The sequence below is a fragment of the Roseovarius sp. genome, assembly GCF_965277045.1.
Lineage (GTDB): Bacteria > Pseudomonadota > Alphaproteobacteria > Rhodobacterales > Rhodobacteraceae > Roseovarius.
Window position 1 is genome coordinate 1,974,007 of the sequence record NZ_OZ255712.1, and the last position, 16,155, is coordinate 1,990,161.

14 protein-coding genes are annotated in these 16,155 nt (G+C 66.9%); 1 reads left to right on the forward strand and 13 read right to left on the reverse strand.

Annotated elements, in window-relative coordinates; all coding sequences use genetic code 11:
* Positions 1-46: 46 nt before the first annotated feature.
* The 4 genes from murC to ACQY4V_RS09875 all read right to left on the reverse strand — a co-directional run bounded on the left by murC (position 47) and on the right by ACQY4V_RS09875 (position 4,794).
* Positions 47-1,444, reverse strand: a complete 1,398-nt coding sequence (murC, locus tag ACQY4V_RS09860; protein ID WP_428516983.1) for a UDP-N-acetylmuramate--L-alanine ligase — start codon at positions 1,442-1,444, stop codon at positions 47-49.
* 29 nt (positions 1,445-1,473) lie between these two features.
* Positions 1,474-2,577 (reverse strand): UDP-N-acetylglucosamine--N-acetylmuramyl-(pentapeptide) pyrophosphoryl-undecaprenol N-acetylglucosamine transferase, encoded by a 1,104-nt coding sequence (locus tag ACQY4V_RS09865; protein ID WP_428516985.1) that lies wholly within the window; start codon positions 2,575-2,577, stop codon positions 1,474-1,476.
* Entirely contained in the window at positions 2,574-3,740 is a 1,167-nt protein-coding gene (gene ftsW, locus ACQY4V_RS09870) for a putative lipid II flippase FtsW (RefSeq protein WP_428516987.1), read from the reverse strand. Before ftsW ends, ACQY4V_RS09865 begins: the two co-directional genes overlap by 4 nt.
* 109 nt (positions 3,741-3,849) lie before the next feature.
* The gene (locus ACQY4V_RS09875; RefSeq protein WP_428516989.1) at positions 3,850-4,794 is read right to left on the reverse strand and encodes a phytanoyl-CoA dioxygenase family protein; all 945 of its coding nucleotides are present in this window, start codon (positions 4,792-4,794) and stop codon (positions 3,850-3,852) included.
* A 127-nt stretch (positions 4,795-4,921) separates the two neighbouring features.
* Between ACQY4V_RS09875 and ACQY4V_RS09880 the strand changes: the two genes are divergently transcribed.
* A complete protein-coding gene (locus ACQY4V_RS09880) occupies positions 4,922-6,103 on the forward strand; it encodes an NAD(P)/FAD-dependent oxidoreductase (protein WP_428516991.1) in 1,182 nt (393 codons plus the stop codon).
* A gap of 211 nt (positions 6,104-6,314) precedes the next feature.
* Here the strand turns inward: ACQY4V_RS09880 and ACQY4V_RS09885 are convergent, their stop codons facing one another.
* The 9 genes from ACQY4V_RS09885 to rsmH all read right to left on the reverse strand — a co-directional run bounded on the left by ACQY4V_RS09885 (position 6,315) and on the right by rsmH (position 16,155).
* Positions 6,315-7,055 carry a phytanoyl-CoA dioxygenase family protein gene (locus tag ACQY4V_RS09885; RefSeq protein WP_428516993.1) on the reverse strand — a complete coding sequence of 247 codons (741 nt, stop codon included), beginning with the start codon at positions 7,053-7,055 and terminating at the stop codon, positions 6,315-6,317.
* 64 nt (positions 7,056-7,119) lie between these two features.
* Entirely contained in the window at positions 7,120-8,517 is a 1,398-nt protein-coding gene (gene murD / locus ACQY4V_RS09890) for a UDP-N-acetylmuramoyl-L-alanine--D-glutamate ligase (protein ID WP_428516995.1), read from the reverse strand.
* Between the two features lie 70 nt (positions 8,518-8,587).
* A complete protein-coding gene (locus tag ACQY4V_RS09895; RefSeq protein ID WP_428516997.1) occupies positions 8,588-8,995 on the reverse strand; it encodes an ACT domain-containing protein in 408 nt (135 codons plus the stop codon).
* On the reverse strand, positions 8,995-10,077 hold the full coding sequence (mraY, locus tag ACQY4V_RS09900; RefSeq protein ID WP_222450656.1) for a phospho-N-acetylmuramoyl-pentapeptide-transferase: 1,083 nt from the start codon (positions 10,075-10,077) through the stop codon (positions 8,995-8,997). Before mraY ends, ACQY4V_RS09895 begins: the two co-directional genes overlap by 1 nt.
* Positions 10,078-11,520 (reverse strand): UDP-N-acetylmuramoyl-tripeptide--D-alanyl-D-alanine ligase, encoded by a 1,443-nt coding sequence (locus tag ACQY4V_RS09905; protein ID WP_428516999.1) that lies wholly within the window; start codon positions 11,518-11,520, stop codon positions 10,078-10,080. It lies immediately after the preceding gene.
* Positions 11,517-12,998, reverse strand: a complete 1,482-nt coding sequence (locus tag ACQY4V_RS09910) for a UDP-N-acetylmuramoyl-L-alanyl-D-glutamate--2,6-diaminopimelate ligase (protein WP_428517001.1) — start codon at positions 12,996-12,998, stop codon at positions 11,517-11,519. The genes ACQY4V_RS09905 and ACQY4V_RS09910 overlap by 4 nt, the downstream gene beginning before the upstream one ends.
* A 42-nt stretch (positions 12,999-13,040) precedes the next feature.
* Positions 13,041-14,825 carry a peptidoglycan D,D-transpeptidase FtsI family protein gene (locus ACQY4V_RS09915; protein WP_428517003.1) on the reverse strand — a complete coding sequence of 595 codons (1,785 nt, stop codon included), beginning with the start codon at positions 14,823-14,825 and terminating at the stop codon, positions 13,041-13,043.
* Complete coding sequence (ftsL, locus tag ACQY4V_RS09920) at positions 14,822-15,166, reverse strand: cell division protein FtsL (RefSeq protein WP_152497975.1); 345 nt, start codon at positions 15,164-15,166, stop codon at positions 14,822-14,824. Before ftsL ends, ACQY4V_RS09915 begins: the two co-directional genes overlap by 4 nt.
* Positions 15,166-16,155: a 16S rRNA (cytosine(1402)-N(4))-methyltransferase RsmH gene (gene rsmH / locus ACQY4V_RS09925; RefSeq protein WP_428517005.1), complete on the reverse strand. Its 990-nt coding sequence runs from the start codon at positions 16,153-16,155 to the stop codon at positions 15,166-15,168. Before rsmH ends, ftsL begins: the two co-directional genes overlap by 1 nt.

The following is a 16,155-nucleotide window of genomic DNA, read 5'->3' on the forward strand; positions in this document are numbered from 1 at the left end:
AATGCGCATTTTCCGGCCCGGAATTTTCGTAAAATTCCGGCCACAGTCACGCCTTCAGCTTTTCGGGCAACCCGTTGGCCCAGCCGCTGATCGTACCCGCGCCCAGACACACCACCATGTCGCCCGGTTTCGCCTGCTCGCGCACCAGACGCACCAGGTCGTCCTCGCCCAGGATCGCCCGCGCATGGCGATGTCCGTGCGCAATCAGCCCCGCCACAAGGTCGTCGCGCGTGGCGCCCTCGATCGGGTCTTCGCCCGCGGCATAGACCTCGGCGATGGCGACCACGTCAGCATCGTTGAAGCACGCACAGAAATCGTCGAACAGCGAATGCAGCCGGCTATAGCGGTGCGGCTGGTGCACCGCGATGATCCGGCCCTTGGTCGCCTGCCGCGCGGCCTTCAGCACCGCAGCAATCTCCACCGGGTGGTGGCCATAATCGTCGATGATCGTGACACCGTCCACCTCGCCCACGCGGGTAAAGCGCCGGTTCACGCCGCCGAAGGACGCCAGCGCCTCGCGGATCTCGTCCGTCTTCATGCCCAGGCTGCGCGCCACGGCCACCGCCGACAGCGCGTTGGACACGTTATGATCGCCCGGCATCGGCAGAGTGCAGCCTTCGATCACCTTGTCCTCGGCCTGCAGCGCGATATCGAAATGCGCCACGCCGTTTTCATAGGTCAGGTTCATCGCCCGCACATCCGCCTGCGCGTTGAACCCGAAGGTGATCACCCGCCGATCGCTGATCCGGCCCACCAAAGTTTGCACGTCCGGGTCGTCGGTACAGCAGATGGCCAGGCCGTAGAACGGAATGTTCGACACGAAATCCAGGAACCCTTGGTGCAGCTTTTCCTCGGTCCCCCAATGCTCCATGTGCTCGGGGTCGATATTGGTCACGATGGCAATCGTCGCGGGCAGCCGGTTGAAGGTGCCGTCGCTCTCGTCGGCCTCGACCACCATCCATTCGCCCTGCCCCACGCGCGCGTTCGAGCCGTATGCGTGAATGATCCCGCCATTGATCACCGTGGGATCGTACTTGCCATGATCCAGCAGCGCCGCCACCATCGTCGTCGTGGTGGTCTTGCCATGGGTCCCGGCCACCGCCACGTTCGATTTCAGCCGCATCAGCTCGGCCAGCATCTCGGCCCGGCGCACCACCGGCAATCCGCGCCGGCGCGCCTCGTCCAGCTCGGCATTGCCCGGCTTGATCGCGGAAGAGATCACCACGACCTGCGCCTCATCCAGGTTCGCCGCCGCCTGACCTTCGAAAATCGTCGCGCCGGCCTTTTCCAGCCGGTCGGTGATCTTGGATGTCTTCAGGTCCGAGCCCTGCACGGTATAGCCATGGTTCAACAGCACCTCGGCAATGCCCGACATGCCGATACCCCCGATGCCCACGAAATGGATGGGTCCGACGTCGCCGGGAAGTTTCAATGCCGCGTTCATCGGTTTGGCTCCTTCGAATGAAAGGTCCCTCATGACTGTCTGCTCCGTGCCAGTTCTTCTGTTATTTCCGCCAGCGCCTGTGCCGCGTCGGGCATGCCCACGCTCAGCGCCGCCCGTGCCATCTGGCTCGCCCCTTGGGGATTCGTCAGTACCGAGGCTATCTGCTCCGAAAGCGCCTCGACCTCAAGCCGCGATTCCGGGATGACGATCGCGCCCCCGGCCTTGGACAATCCCTTGGCGTTCGCCGCCTGGTGATCTTCCGTCGCGGCGGCAAAGGGGATCAGGATCGCGGGCCGCCCGATGACCGAGATGTCGGCCACGCTGCTCGCCCCCGCCCGACTGATCACCAGTTGCGCCTCGGACATGCGCGCGGGCACATCGCGAAAGAAGGGCTGCACATCGGCGTCGATCCCGTTCTCGGCATAGAGCGTCGCCACCCGCTCGCCATCCTCGTCCCGCGCCTGGTGGCTCACGCGGATGTTGCGCAGCACGTCCATCGGCAGGTTCGCTATCGCGGGCGGTACCACGTCGCTCAGGATGCGCGCGCCCTGGCTGCCCCCGATCACCAGGATCGACATAGGGTAATCGCCGGGCGGAATATACCCCGCCCCCGCGCGTTCATGCACCGCCAGCCGCACCGGGTTGCCCACATGCGTGCCCTCCACGCCCTCGGGCAGCGACGTGGGCCACGTGCCGCACAGCACCCTGTCCACGCGCTTGGCGAAAAGCTTGTTCACCCGCCCCAGCACGCCGTTCTGTTCATGGATCATCCGGGGCCGCCGCAGGATCATCGCCGCAGACAGCGCCGGGATCGTTGGATACCCGCCAAACCCCACCACCACGTCCGGCTTGTCGCGCATCATGCGAAAGGTCGCGCCCAGCACCCCGCCCAGGATGTGAAACGGCGCCACCAGCTTGTTGAAGATCCCGCCGCGCGCAAAGGTGGCGCTCGCCACCTGCTCGATCTCGACCGAATGCGGAAAGCCCCCGGTATACCGCGCGCCGCGCGGATCGGTCGACAGCTTCACCCGCCAGCCCCGTCGCAGCATCGCCTCGGCCAGGCTCTGCGCGGGAAACATGTGCCCGCCCGTGCCACCTGCCGCGATGACCAGAAGAGGCTGCCGTTCGCTCATCTCGGACGCGCCCTCAGGATGTCGTTGATCTCGCCCTGCGGACGGCTGCGGGTAAAGGCGAATAGCATTCCCACCGCGATCCCCGTGGCGATCAGGGACGACCCGCCATAGCTGACGAAAGGCAGCGTCATGCCCTTGGCGGGCAACAGCCGCACGGCGACGCCCATGTTGATCATCGCCTGCACGCCGAACATCGCCACCAGCCCCGTGCCTGCCAGCCGGATGAACGGGTCCCGCTCGCGCATCAGCCGGCTCAGCGAGCGCACGACGATACTGGCGTAAAGAACGATGATCGCCAGCACCAGGATCAGCCCGTATTCCTCGGCGGCAACGGCGATGATGAAATCCGTATGAGCGTCGGGCAGCGACCACTTGACCGAGCCTTCGCCCACGCCCACGCCGAAGAACCCGCCCTCGCGGATCGCGTTGGTGGCAAAGCCCAGCTGCGTGTTGGGGTCCACATCCGGGCTCAGGAATCCGTCGATCCGCCGCGCGAAGTGTTCCGAGTTGGAATAGGCCAGCGAGCCCGCGAAGACCACGACGCCCGCGATCAGCACCAACAGCACGATCGGCGCGCCGGCCACGAAATACATCACCCCCCAGCCGAACAGCACCAGGCAGGCCTGCCCGAAATCGGGCTGCATCGCCAGCATCAGCACGATGATCACCGCCATGAAGAAACTCAACCGCATCCCCGGCGGTCCGTTGATCTCCTTGCTGGCGGCCATCATCCAGGCGGCCACCACCACGAAACCGGGCTTGAGAAACTCCGAGGGCTGCAAGCTTGCAAAGCCAAGGCTGTACCACCGCATGGCCCCCTTGCCGAAATCCGTACCGAAGAACGGCAGCATCGCCAGCGCGATGAAGGCTATCACAAACCCCACGACCGACAGCCGCCGCACCAGCAGCGGGCTCATCATCGAGGTCAGCAGCATCGCCGCCAACGCCATGAAGCCGAACGCCGCCTGCCGTTTCACGTAATGGAACTGCTCGAACCCGTTCTTCTCGGCCAGCGGCACCGAGGCCGCCAGCGCCAGCAAAAGCCCGATCCCGAAGAGGATGAGCACGCAGGAGATCGACCACTTGTCGAGGGTCCGCCACCATTTTGGGAGGATCGGTTCGCCGCCCTGCACGGGGGCCGCACCATACACCATGTCTGTCATTTGAATCCGCCGAACACTGCCTCTTGCCCCTCTTTTTCCGGGGGCGTTCGGTCCAGTATAGCAGCAGTTTTGCCCGGTGGGAAGCGTTCTGCGCCCCACCGGGCCGTCTTCAGCCGGTCAGTTTTCCCGAAATCGTGCGGATCGCCTGCGGCGCCTCGCGGTTGGCCAGGAAATCGGGCCGCGGGCCACGGGCCGCATAGGGCCGCGTCAGCGCGTTCGACATCGCGTTGTAGACGAAGAACGCGTTGGCCCGCGGATCGGGCGTAATGTTCCCGTTCGAGCCGTGCAGCGTGTTGCAGTCAAAGAAGATCACCGTGCCGGTGTCCCCTTCGGCCGACGCGATGCCGCCCGCCTTTTGCGCCATCCGGTCGATCGTGCCGGGCTGCGGCACGCCCACCTTCTGCTCTTTCAGCGAGGTTTCGTGGTTGTCCTCGGGCGTCTCGCCGACGCAGCTGATGAACACGTCCTGCGATCCCGGCACCAGCAAGAGCGGGCCGTTGTGGGGCCCGTTCGGCGTCAGCAGCACCGAGGCCGACACCGCGCGCATCCGCGGCATCCCGTCCTCGGCATGCCAGGTCTCGAAATCCGAGTGCCAGTAGAATTCCTTGCCGGCGAACCCCGGTTTGTAGTTCAGCCGCGACTGGTGCAGGTACACTTCGTCGCCCAGAAGGAACTCGGCCACGCCAGCCAGGCGGCGATCGCAGGCCAGACGGCGGAATGCCTTGGAATGCTCGTCGAGGCGAAAGACCGTGCGCACCGCGTCGCTGTCGGGCTCGCGGATCAGGTCGTTGTCGGGAATGTCCCCACCGCCCTCGCGCAGCATGTCCGCGGTTTCGGTCAGCACCTTCAGCTCGTCCGCGTCGAACATGTCGCGCCGCACGAGGTATCCGTTCTCGGCGTAATGCTCCGCCTCGTCCTTGCCGATCGGCGCGTCCTCGGACCATTCCGACCAAAGGACAGGGTCCTTGCGCTCACTCAGTCGTTCCTCGCCCGGCACACGGGTCGGATACTCGTCCTGAGCAGTCAGCATTTCGTGTCGTGTTTGGATGTTCATGTGACTCCTCCGTTTGTCTTGGGTTGCGAGACGTCAACACCCCCCGAAAGTCCAGTGTTCCAATGACAGGAACCGTACAAAGCCACGCCGCCTTGACGACCCGGCCCCGCTGGGGCACGGGGAAGACATGAACGTCACCACCCTCATCCTCGGCGCCGGCGCCGCCGGCATGATGTGCGCAGCCCATGCTGGCCCGGGCACACTCGTGGTGGATCATGCCAAGGCCCCGGGCGAAAAGATCCGCATCTCCGGCGGCGGGCGCTGCAATTTCACCAACCTCCACACCGCGCCCGCGAACTTCCTCGGGCAGAACCCGCATTTCCACAAATCCGCGCTCAGCCGCTACACCCAGTGGGATTTCATCGACCTCGTCGCGCGCCACGGCATCACCTGGCACGAAAAGACGCTGGGCCAGCTTTTCTGCGACGGAAAATCCCCCCAGATCATCCAGATGCTGCGCGACGAGATTACGGCGGCGGGCGCCGACCTCTGGCTGCAAACCAATGTTGGCGAAATCTCCCATGACGGCACGCACTTCACCGTCACGCTCGACCGCGAAGGGGCACGCCATACCGTCACCGCCCGCAACCTCGTGCTGGCCACGGGCGGCAAGTCGATCCCGGCCATGGGCGCCACCGGCCTCGCCTACGAGATCGCCCGCCAGTTCGGCCATCCCGTCACCGACACGCGCCCCGCCCTCGTCCCGCTCACCTTCTCCGATCAGCGCTTCGCCCCCATCTCCGGCGTCGCCGCCCCCGCCCGCGTCACCGCAGGCGATACCAGCTTCACCGAGGCCGTCCTCTTCACCCATCGCGGCCTCTCCGGCCCCGCCATCCTGCAAGCCTCGTCCTACTGGCACGAAGGCGAGGCCATCACCCTCGACCTCGACCCCGACGCCAGCCTCTACGACACCCTCCGCACCCAGCGCCAGGCCGAAGGCCGCCGTGCCCTGACCACCGAGCTTGCCCGTCACCTCCCCGCCCGCCTGGTCGAGCATCTGGCTCCCTCACTGGCCCTCACAGGCAATCTCGCGGATCAATCCGACGCGCGGCTGACGCAGATCACCGATGCCCTGCGCCAGTGGCAGCTCAAACCCAACGGCTCCGAAGGCTACCGCACCGCCGAGGTCACCCTGGGCGGCATCGCCACCGACCGCATTTCATCGAAGACCATGCAAAGCCGCGACGTCCCCGGCCTCTACATGATCGGCGAGGCCGTTGACGTCACCGGCTGGCTCGGCGGCTACAATTTCCAGTGGGCCTGGTCCTCCGGCTGGGCCGCCGGCACCGCCATCGCCGCCACAGCCTGACCTTCTCTTCATCCGGCCAAAAGACTTCCTCTGGCCAAAACCCCATCTCTTCCTCTGGCTACAAATATCCCGGGGAGCGCGAGGGGCTGGCCCCTCGCCCGCACGACGCTCACACCAGGACCTCCCCGTCCCGGACCTGATCCGGGACCTCCTGCCACTCAGAGCAACCGCGGAAACTCCGGCCCCTCCAAGGGCGCCCCATGCGCCAGCGTCACACTTTCGAAAGGCGGCGAGGTGGTGATCCCCTCGCGCCGCGCAAAGGTGGCGTCATCCCCCACCAGCCGCAGTGAGAACGCCCGCCGCTGCGCCGTGGCCGAATTGTTCGCGGCGCGCCATGCACCGTGCGGTAATCGAACGCCACCGCATCACCCGGCTCCAGCGCCCAGCCGATGATGTCATAGGCGTCCCGGTTCCCGTCGATATCGGGCAGCGCCTCCAGCCCATCATTCTCATTGAGCGCCGTGCCGTCGAACCTTTGCGGCCGGAAATACTTGCCCCACAGATGCGAGCCCGCGACGAATTCCAGCGTCCGCTCGCGCGGCACCGCGTCCATCGGGATCCAGATGCTCACGGTCTGCGTGGCGTCGAGGCAGTAATAGGGCAGATCCTGGTGCCACGGCGTCGGCATCCCGGTCTTGGGCGTCTTGACGATCACGTGCTCATGGAACAGCCGCACCGTCCTGCTGCCCATCAGCTCCGAGCCGATCTGCGCGGCGGGCGCGTTCTCGATGAAATCGCGATATTGCGGAATCCGGTCCCAATTGCAGTAATCCGACAGGAACCGCCCGCCCTCCTCGGTGCGGTAGTCCCGCGCGTTCGGCGCCGGGTGCTCCAGGTTGTAATCCACCCCCGCCCGCAACACCTCCATCCAGTCGTCGAACACGCCGCGCAGCACCGTTGCGCCCTTGGCGCGGAACTCCGCGACGGTTTCGGCCTTCAAGAGATCCGCCATGCCCATACTCCCTGGAAATACGGGACCATGCTGGCACGCCGTCCGGCTCTTGCCAAGCGCGCCGTTACAGCCGCGCCTTCACCTCGGCGATGAAATCCTCGCCGCGCCGCTCGAAGCTGTCATATTGGTCGAAACTCGCCGCCGCCGGGGCCAGCAGCACGGTCTCGCCGGGTTGCGCGTCTTCCATCGCCCGCATCACCGCGTGGCTCATGGTGGTGCAGACCTCCGCATCGACGCCCTCGAGCTGCAGCGCGAACCCCGCCGCCTCGCGCCCGATGACATAGGCCTTGGTCACGTGGGGCAACCCGTCCTTCAGCCCGGCCAACCCGCCATCCTTCTCCAGCCCGCCACAGATCCAGCGGATCCGCTCGAACGCCAGCAGCGCCATTAGCGCCGCATCCACGTTCGTGGCCTTGCTGTCGTTTACGAACTGCACGCCGTCCTTCTCGGCCACCATCTGGCTGCGATGCGGCAGCCCCGCGAATGTTTGCATCGCGCGTTCGATATCCCGCGGCGACAGCCCCAGCGTCCGGCACGCGGCAAAGGCGCAACAGGCGTTCTGGTGGTTATGCGCCCCCGGCAGGCCCTTGATCTGCCGCAGGTCGATCGACCCCACCTGCCGGCCCTTGCGGTACTCCGACAAAAAGCCCTTGCGTGCAAAGACCTGCCATCCCGGCCCGGTCAGCTTGCGGTCCACCGACACCCGGATCACCCTGTCGTCGCCCGACGCCTCAGACAATTGCCCCGCAAGGAACAGCCCCTCGGGTTCGTCCACGCCGATCACCGCTCGATCCGGCCCGCCTTCCGCGAACAGCCGCCGCTTGGCCGCGAAATATCCCCCCAAGCCACCATGCCTGTCCAGGTGATCGGGGCTGAGGTTGGTGAACACCGCCACGTCCGGCGTCAGCGCGCGGGCCAGCTCGGTCTGATAGCTGGAAAGTTCCAGCACCACCACGCCGCCATCGCCGGGCGGGTCGATATCCAGCACGCCGCGACCGATATTCCCGGCCAACTGCGCCTCGCGCCCCGCTTCCTCGAGAATGTGGTGAATGAGCGCCGAGGTGGTCGACTTCCCGTTCGACCCGGTCACGGCAATGACCCGCGGGGCGGTGTCGAAACTGTCCCACTCGCTCGTCGCCAGCGACCGGAAAAAGAGGCCAATATCGTTGTCCACCGGCACGCCCGCCTCTTGCGCGGCGGCCACGACCTTGTTCGGCTCGGGGTACAGATGCGGAATGCCCGGGCTGACGATCAGGCTGGCCACGTCGGCAAAATCCTCCGCCGCGCGAAACTGTCGGATGTCGAAGCCTTCCTCGGCAGCCGCCTCCCGCGCGGCCGGGTTGTCGTCCCAGCACAGCACGTCCGCGCCGCCCGCCCTCAGCGCCCGCGCCGCCGACAGGCCCGACCGCCCCAAGCCTAGCACTGCCACGCAGTGCCCTTCCACTCCCCGAACAGGTATCACGCCGCATGCCTCCTGGCTGGTGTTTGCCCTTCGCTACCCGATCCCGTGACGCTTGGCCAGAAACCCGCGATCACCCGGCGCCCCGCGCGACCTCTTGCAGGATCGTCATCGCGCTCTCGGCCAGTTCCTCGGGCACGAAGACATGATCGTGGTGATAGGCCGCCACCACGTTGCAGGGGATAAGCGCCGCGGCCAGCGCCGTTGCCACCGCCGCCGTCAGCCCCACGCCATCCAGCGCCGAATGCACCGACAGGGTGATCCGGCTCATCGGCATCTCCACCGGAAATCCAAGGTCCCGCGCCACCTCGTCCGGCAGGATCAGCGAGGTGCCCTCGTCCTCGGCAAACACCGCCAGCGCATGGGGCCGCGCCCGCTCCGCCAGGTCCCGGTCATCGGTCGTGCAGAAATGCCAGATCTCGGGGTCGCGCACCGGCGCCATGCCCGAAATCATGTCCTTCGTGTCACGGACCTTGTCCATCACCGCACCTTCAGCGTCGCCAGCCCGATCATCGCGAGGATGATCGCGATGATCCAGAACCGGATCACAATCTGCGGCTCGGCCCAGCCCTTTTTCTCGTAATGGTGATGGATCGGCGCCATCAGGAAGACCCGCTTGCCGGTCCGCTTGAAATAGAACACCTGAATGATGACCGACAGCGCCTCGACCACGAAGATGCCGCCGACAATGCCCAGCACGATCTCGTGCTTGGCGGCCACCGCGATGGCCCCCAGCGCGCCGCCCAGGGCCAGCGACCCGGTGTCGCCCATGAAAACGGCGGCCGGCGGCGCGTTGTACCACAAAAACCCGAGGCCACCTCCGGCCAGCCCCGCCACGAAGATCAGGATCTCGCCCGTGCCCGGCACGTAATGCACGTCCAGGTACTCGGTAAAGTCGACGCGCCCCACCGCATAGGCGATGATCCCCAGCGTCACGGCGGCGATCATCACCGGCATGATCGCCAGCCCGTCGAGGCCATCGGTCAGGTTCACCGCGTTGGCCGCGCCCACGATCACGAACATCGCGAAGGGGATGAAGAAGAGACCCAGGTTGATCAGCGTGTCCTTGAACACCGGCAGCGCCAGCTGGTACTGCAATTCCTCCGGGTGATACATGCTGGCCCAATAGGCCGCTATGCCTGCGATCAGAAACCCCAGCCCCAGCCTGACCTTGCCCGGCACGCCCTTGTGGTTCTGCTTGCTGACCTTGGCGTAATCGTCCCAGAACCCGATCAGGCCGAAGGACATGGTGACGAACAGCACCAGCCAGACGAACGGGTTGTCCAGCCGCGCCCAGAACAGCGTCGAGGTCAGCAAGGCCCCCACGATCAGCAGGCCGCCCATGGTGGGCGTGCCCGACTTCGCCAGGTGCCCCTCGGGGCCGTCGCTGCGAATGGGCTGGCCCTTGCCTTGGGTCCGGCGCAGCACGTCGATCAGCGGCCGCCCGAAGATGAACCCGAAGACCAGGGCCGTCAGGAACGCACCGCCCGAGCGAAAGGTGATATAGCGAAACAGGTTGAAGACATCGCCGCCATCCGACAATTCGGTTAACCAGTAGAGCATTCAAACGTCCTCTTTTTCCGCGACGGCCTGCGCCAGCCGGCGCAGCGCGGTGACAACTTCGCTGACGTAGCTGCCTTTCGAGCCCTTCACCAGGATCACGTCGCCCGCATCCACCAGCCGGTGCGCCTCGGCGGCCAGTTCGCCGGCGGTTTCAACCCAGCGGCCCCTTTGCGCCCCGGGCAACGCGTCGTAAAGGGTTTTCATGCGCGGGCCGACGCAATGGATGACCTGTATGTCCTTCACGAACGGCAGGTCCGCGACCTCGCGGTGCATCCGCGCCTCGTCGGGGCCCAGTTCCAGCATGTCGCCCAGGATGGCGATCCGCCGCCCCGCGGCCACCCGTCCGATATCGTCGCGCACGCGGGCGGCGGCCAGCACTTCCAGCGCCGCGGCCATCGAGGTGGGGTTGGCGTTGAACGCGTCGTCGATCAGCTCGATCGACATCCGCTCATCGACCGCGTCCAGCATCAGCGTCTCGCGCGTGCCGCGCCCCTTGTAGGGCCGCCACAGCCCAAGGTCGCAGACCACCACGTCGCGGTCCGCCCCCATCGCCTGCGCGGCGGCAATCACCGCCAGCGCGTTCAGCGCGAAATGCCGCCCCGGCGTGCCGACCTTGAACAGGATCTCTTCGCCCCCGGCCTCGGCCTTGCCCACGGTGGCCGCGTCATGCACCGTCATATCCGTCAGCCGCATCTCAGCGCCGGCCGACATGCCGAACCGCACCACCGTCTCCGCCTTGGCCCTCGCGGCCTTGAACAGGATATCCGCCGTGCCCACATCGGCATTGATCACCGCCGTGCCGTCCGGCTCCAGCCCGTCGAAAATCGCGGCCTTCTCGTGCGCGATCCCCTCGATATTCTCGAACGCCTCCAGGTGCGCCGCCGCGATGGTGGTGATCAGCGCCACATGCGGGCGCGCCATCACGGCCAGCGGAGAAATCTCTCCGGGATGGTTCATCCCGATCTCGATCACCGCGAACTCGGTGTCGCGCGGCATCCGCGCCAGCGTCAGCGGCACGCCCCAGTGGTTGTTGTAACTCGCCTCGGCGGCATGGGTACGCCCCTGCCCCTCGAGCGCGGCGCGCATCATCTCCTTGGTCGAGGTCTTGCCCACCGACCCGGTGATCGCCACCACCTTCGCGTCGGTGCGCGCCCGGCCCGCGCGGCCCAGATCCTCCAGCGCCGGCAGAACCTCGTCCACGATCAAGAGCGGCGCCGTCTCGTCCACGCCCTCGGGCACGCGGGCAACCAGCGCCGCCGCCGCGCCCTTTTCCAGCGCCTGCGCCACGAAATCATGCCCGTCGCGCACATCCTTCAGCGCCACGAACAAATCGCCCGGTTGCAATGTCCGCGTGTCGATCGACACGCCCGTCGCGGTCCAGTCGCAGGTGCTGCGCCCGCCCGTGGCCGCCACGGCCTCCCGCGCTGTCCACAAGTCGCTCACGCCACGCCCCCGTCCAGCGCCGAGACCGCCACGCTCGCCTGTTCGCAATCGTCGAAGGGGAACACGTCGTCGCCCACGACCTGTCCGGTCTCGTGCCCCTTGCCGCAAATGAGCAGCGCATCGCCCGGCCCCAGCATGTCGACGCCGCGCAAAATCGCCTCGGCCCGGTCGCCCACTTCGATGGCCCGATCCTCGCCGCCCGCCTGGCGCACGCCTTCCATCACCGCGGCGCGAATGTCACCGGGCGCCTCGCTGCGCGGGTTGTCGTCGGTCACGATCACCGCGTCGGCATTCTCCGCCGCCGCCCGGCCCATCAGGGGCCGCTTGCCCCGGTCGCGGTCGCCGCCCGCGCCCACGATCGCCACCATCCGACCCAGCACATGCGGGCGCAGCGCGTAAAGCGCAGTCGACACCGCCTCGGGCGTATGGGCGTAATCCACGAACACCGCCGCCCCGCTGGAACGCGTCGCGGCCAGCTGCATCCGGCCCCGCACGGTGCGCATCACCGGCAGCGTGGCAAACACACGGTCCGGGTCCGCGCCCGCGCCGATGGCCAGCCCGGCGGCCAGCATCACGTTGTCGGTCTGAAACCCGCCGATCAGGTTCAGCTCCACCTGGTGAACCTGCCCGCGCCAGGAAAACCGCAAGGTCTGCCCGGTGGGCGAGAACACCCGGTTCAGGATTCGCAGGTCCGCCCCTTCGGCCCGGCCCACCGCCAGCACGTCCTGCCCCCGGCCATAGGCGACGTCCGCCATACCCGGCCCGCGCGGGTCGTCGACGTTGATGACGGCCACGCCGTCCTCGGGCAGCACCCGTTCGAACAGGCCCGCCTTGGCGTTGAAATAATCGTCGAAATCGGCGTGGTAATCCAGGTGATCCTGGCTCAGGTTCGTGAACCCCGCCGCCACCAGCCGCACGCCGTCCAGCCGCCGCTGCGCCAGCCCGTGGCTCGACGCCTCCATCGCCGCATGGGTGATGCCATTGGCCTCGGCCTCGGCCAGAACCCGGTGCAGCGTGATCGGCTCGGGCGTGGTATGCGCCAGCGGGGCTTCCCATGCGCCCTCGACGCCGGTGGTGCCAAGGTTCACCGCCTCCAGCCCCAGCGCCATCCAGATCTGCCGCGTGAAACTCGCCACCGATGTCTTGCCATTGGTCCCGGTGACCGCCACCATCGTCTCGGGCTGCGCCCCGTACCAAAGCGCCGCCGCGAACGACAGCGTCTGACGCGGATCCTCGGCCACCACCAGCGCGGCGTCGCTGTCGGCCAGTTCCTCTGCGGCCAGCGCAACGCCCTCGGGGTCGGTCAGGATCGCCGCCGCCCCCATCCGCAACGCGTAGGATATGAACTCGCCGCCATGCACGCGGCTGCCTGGCAGCGCCGCGAACAGGGACCCGTCCTTCACCTCGCGGCTGTCCACCACCAGCCCGGTGATCTCGGCCCGCCGGCCCCCCTGGGCGGTCAGGCCCAGCTCTGCCAAGGATTTGCTTTGCCCCACGCCTCTGGCCTTTGTCTCAACCCGTCAATTCGATGTCAGCGTTATACCTGTTAATGGCGCGGGTTCAATCTCGGGCCGCAGCCCCAGAAGCGGCGCGACGCGACGTGTGATTTCCGCCGCCACCGGCACCGCGGTCCAGCCCGCCGTGCGGCGCGGCTCGGGGCCCGTCGTCTCCACCGGCTCGTCCAGCGTCACCACCAGCACATAGCGCGGGTCATGCGCCGGGAACACGCTGGCGAAGGTCGCGATCACCTTGTCCTCGTAATACCCGCCGGTGGGCTTGGGCTTGTCCGCCGTCCCGGTCTTGCCGCCCACCGCGTAGCCATCGACCTCTGCGAAAGAGGCCGTGCCGTCGGTCACCACGTCGCGCAGCATCTGCATCGTCTGCGCCGCGGCGCGTTCCGACATCACCCGTGGGCCCATCTGCCCCTTGGGCTGCTTGATCACCGTCGGCTTCACCAGCCGCCCGCCATTGGCGATGGTCGCATAGCCCGCCGCCAGGTGCAGCGGGCTCGACGACAACCCGTGGCCGTAGGAAATCGTCATCAGCGACAGGTCGGTCCACTTCGAGGGCAACAGCGGCTTGCCGCCCTCCGCCTCGACGATCTCAAACGGCGTCGGCTCGAAGAAACCCAGCGATTTCAGGAAATCCTGCTGCCGGTCGATCCCGATCATCTGCGCGATCCGCGCGGTGCCGATGTTCGACGACTTGACCAGCACCTTGGTGACGCTCAGTTCCGGTCCATAGTTGCGGAAATCCCGGATTCGGTACTTGCCGAACCGCACCGGCCCCTTGGTGTCGATCACGGTCGACGGGTTCACCACCCCAAGGTCGAGCGCCTGCGCGATGGTGAACGCCTTGAAGACCGAGCCCAGCTCGTAGACGCCCTGCACCGCCCGGTTGAACAGCGGGCTGTCGCCGGGCTTTTCCCCGGCGATTGGCGGGCGCGGGCGGTCGTTGGGGTCGAAATCCGGCAGGCTGGCCAGGGCCACAACCTCGCCGGTCTGCACTTCCATCAGCACGGCGGCCGCTCCTTTGGCGTTCATCAGCATCATGCCGCCCTGCAGCACCCGCTCGACCGCCGACTGCACCGACAGGTCGATCGACAGTTGCAGCGACTTGTGCCCCATGGCCGGGTCGCGCAGCCGCTTATCAAAGAACTTCTCGACGCCGGCGACGCCGATTACCTCGGCGGCATGCACGCCCTCGCGCCCGAAACTGGCCCCGCCCAGCACGTGCGCTGCCAGCTTGCCATTGGGATAAAGCCGCATCTCGCGCGGCCCGAACAGCAGCCCCGGCTCGCCGATGTCATGCACCGCCTGGCGCTGCTCGGGGCTCAGTTTCTTCTTCACCCACAAGAACTTGCGCTTGCCGGTGAAATCCTTCTTCAGCCGCTCGACCTTCAGGTCGGGAAAGATCGCCGCCAGCTCCTCGGCCGCCCGTTCCGGCTCCACCATCTGGTGCGGCTGAGCATAAAGGCTGTAGGTCTCGAAATTCGTGGCCAGGATGCGGCCCTCGCGGTCCACGATATCGGCCCGTTGCGCCAGGATATCCGCGCCCGCGAACCCGGTGCGCGGCTCGGCCGGGTCGGTATTGGCCAGCACGCCCATCCGCCCGCCGATGACGGCAAAGGCGCAGACAAAGAACGCGCCCATCACCAACAGCCGGCCTTCGGCCCGCATCCGGGCGCGGTCGCGCATCTCCTCGTGGCGCAGGCGGATGTTCTCGCGTTCGATGGCGTCGGGGTTCTCGCCCTCCTCGCGGGCCTTCAGGATACGCGCCAGCGGGCGCAAAGGGGTACGGATCATGGCTGCTGCTCCCGTTCCATCACGTCGATGACATTGGAAATCGGCAAAGGCCCCTCGGTCGGATAGGCCACCTGGTCGATCTTGCCGAACTGGTAGGGCTGGAACGGCAACAGTCCCAGCTGATCGAAATTGATCTCCACCAGGTCGCGCAGCCGGTCCGGCCGGTTCAGATAGGCCCATTCCGCGTTCAACACCCGCAGGCGCTGCCGCTGGTCCGCGATCTGCTGCTGCACGGCCTCCGACCGCGCCTGCGCGGCCTGCGTCTCGTAGTTTTCCCGGTAGGCCCAGAAGGCCAGGCCGATGACCATGACAGCGGTCAAAACATAGAAGAAACTGCGCATTACCTCACCCCTCGTCGATTATGCGTCTTCGGCACCGGCATCCCGATGCGCCCCCTGTCCACCGGCCGCGGCGCGGCATCGGTCCGCGTCGCCACCCGCAGCTTGGCGCTGCGCGCCCGCGGGTTCTCCGCCAGTTCCGCCTCGTCCGGCCCGATGGCCTTGCGCGTGGTCTGGCTGAAGGTGGGCGGATCCTGCTCCACCACCGGCGCGTGCCGGCTGCCGCCGCCTGTGTTCCCCGTCTTCTCGGCCAGGAATCGCTTGACCATCCGGTCCTCGATGGAATGAAACGTCACCACCGCCAGCTGCCCGCCGGGCTTCAAGGCGCGCTCGGCGGCCTCCAGCCCTTCGACCAGCTCGCCATACTCGTCGTTCACCGCGATACGGATCGCCTGGAAGCTGCGCGTCGCCGGATGCACCTGCCCCGGCTTGGGGCGCGGCAGGCATCCTTCAATGATTTCCGCCAGTTGCAGCGTGGTGACGATCGGCACATCCTCGCGCTTTTTCACGATGGCTCGCGCAATCCGGCGGCTGGCCCGCTCCTCGCCATAGAGAAACAGGATGTCGGCCAGCTCCGCCTCGTCCATCTCGTTGACCATGTCCGCCGCACTGGGCCCGTCCTGGCTCATCCGCATGTCCAGCGGGCCATCCTTCATGAAGGAAAACCCCCGCTCGGCCCGGTCCAGTTGCATCGACGACACGCCCAGGTCCAGCACCACGCCGTCCAGGTCCTGCCCATACTCATCCAGCTTCGAGAACGTGCCCTGCACCAATGTCACCCGGTCGTCCGCCCAGTCCGCCGCCAGTTCGATGGCCAGCGGGTCGCGATCCACGCCGATCACTTTGTCTGCCCCGGCCTCCAGCAGGCGGCGGGTATAGCCCCCCGCGCCCAAAGTCCCGTCCAGCCAGACGCCCTCCACCGGCGCCACGGCGCGAAGGATCGGTTCTATCAGAACGGGAACATGGGGGATATTCGCGGCAGCACTCCCCAT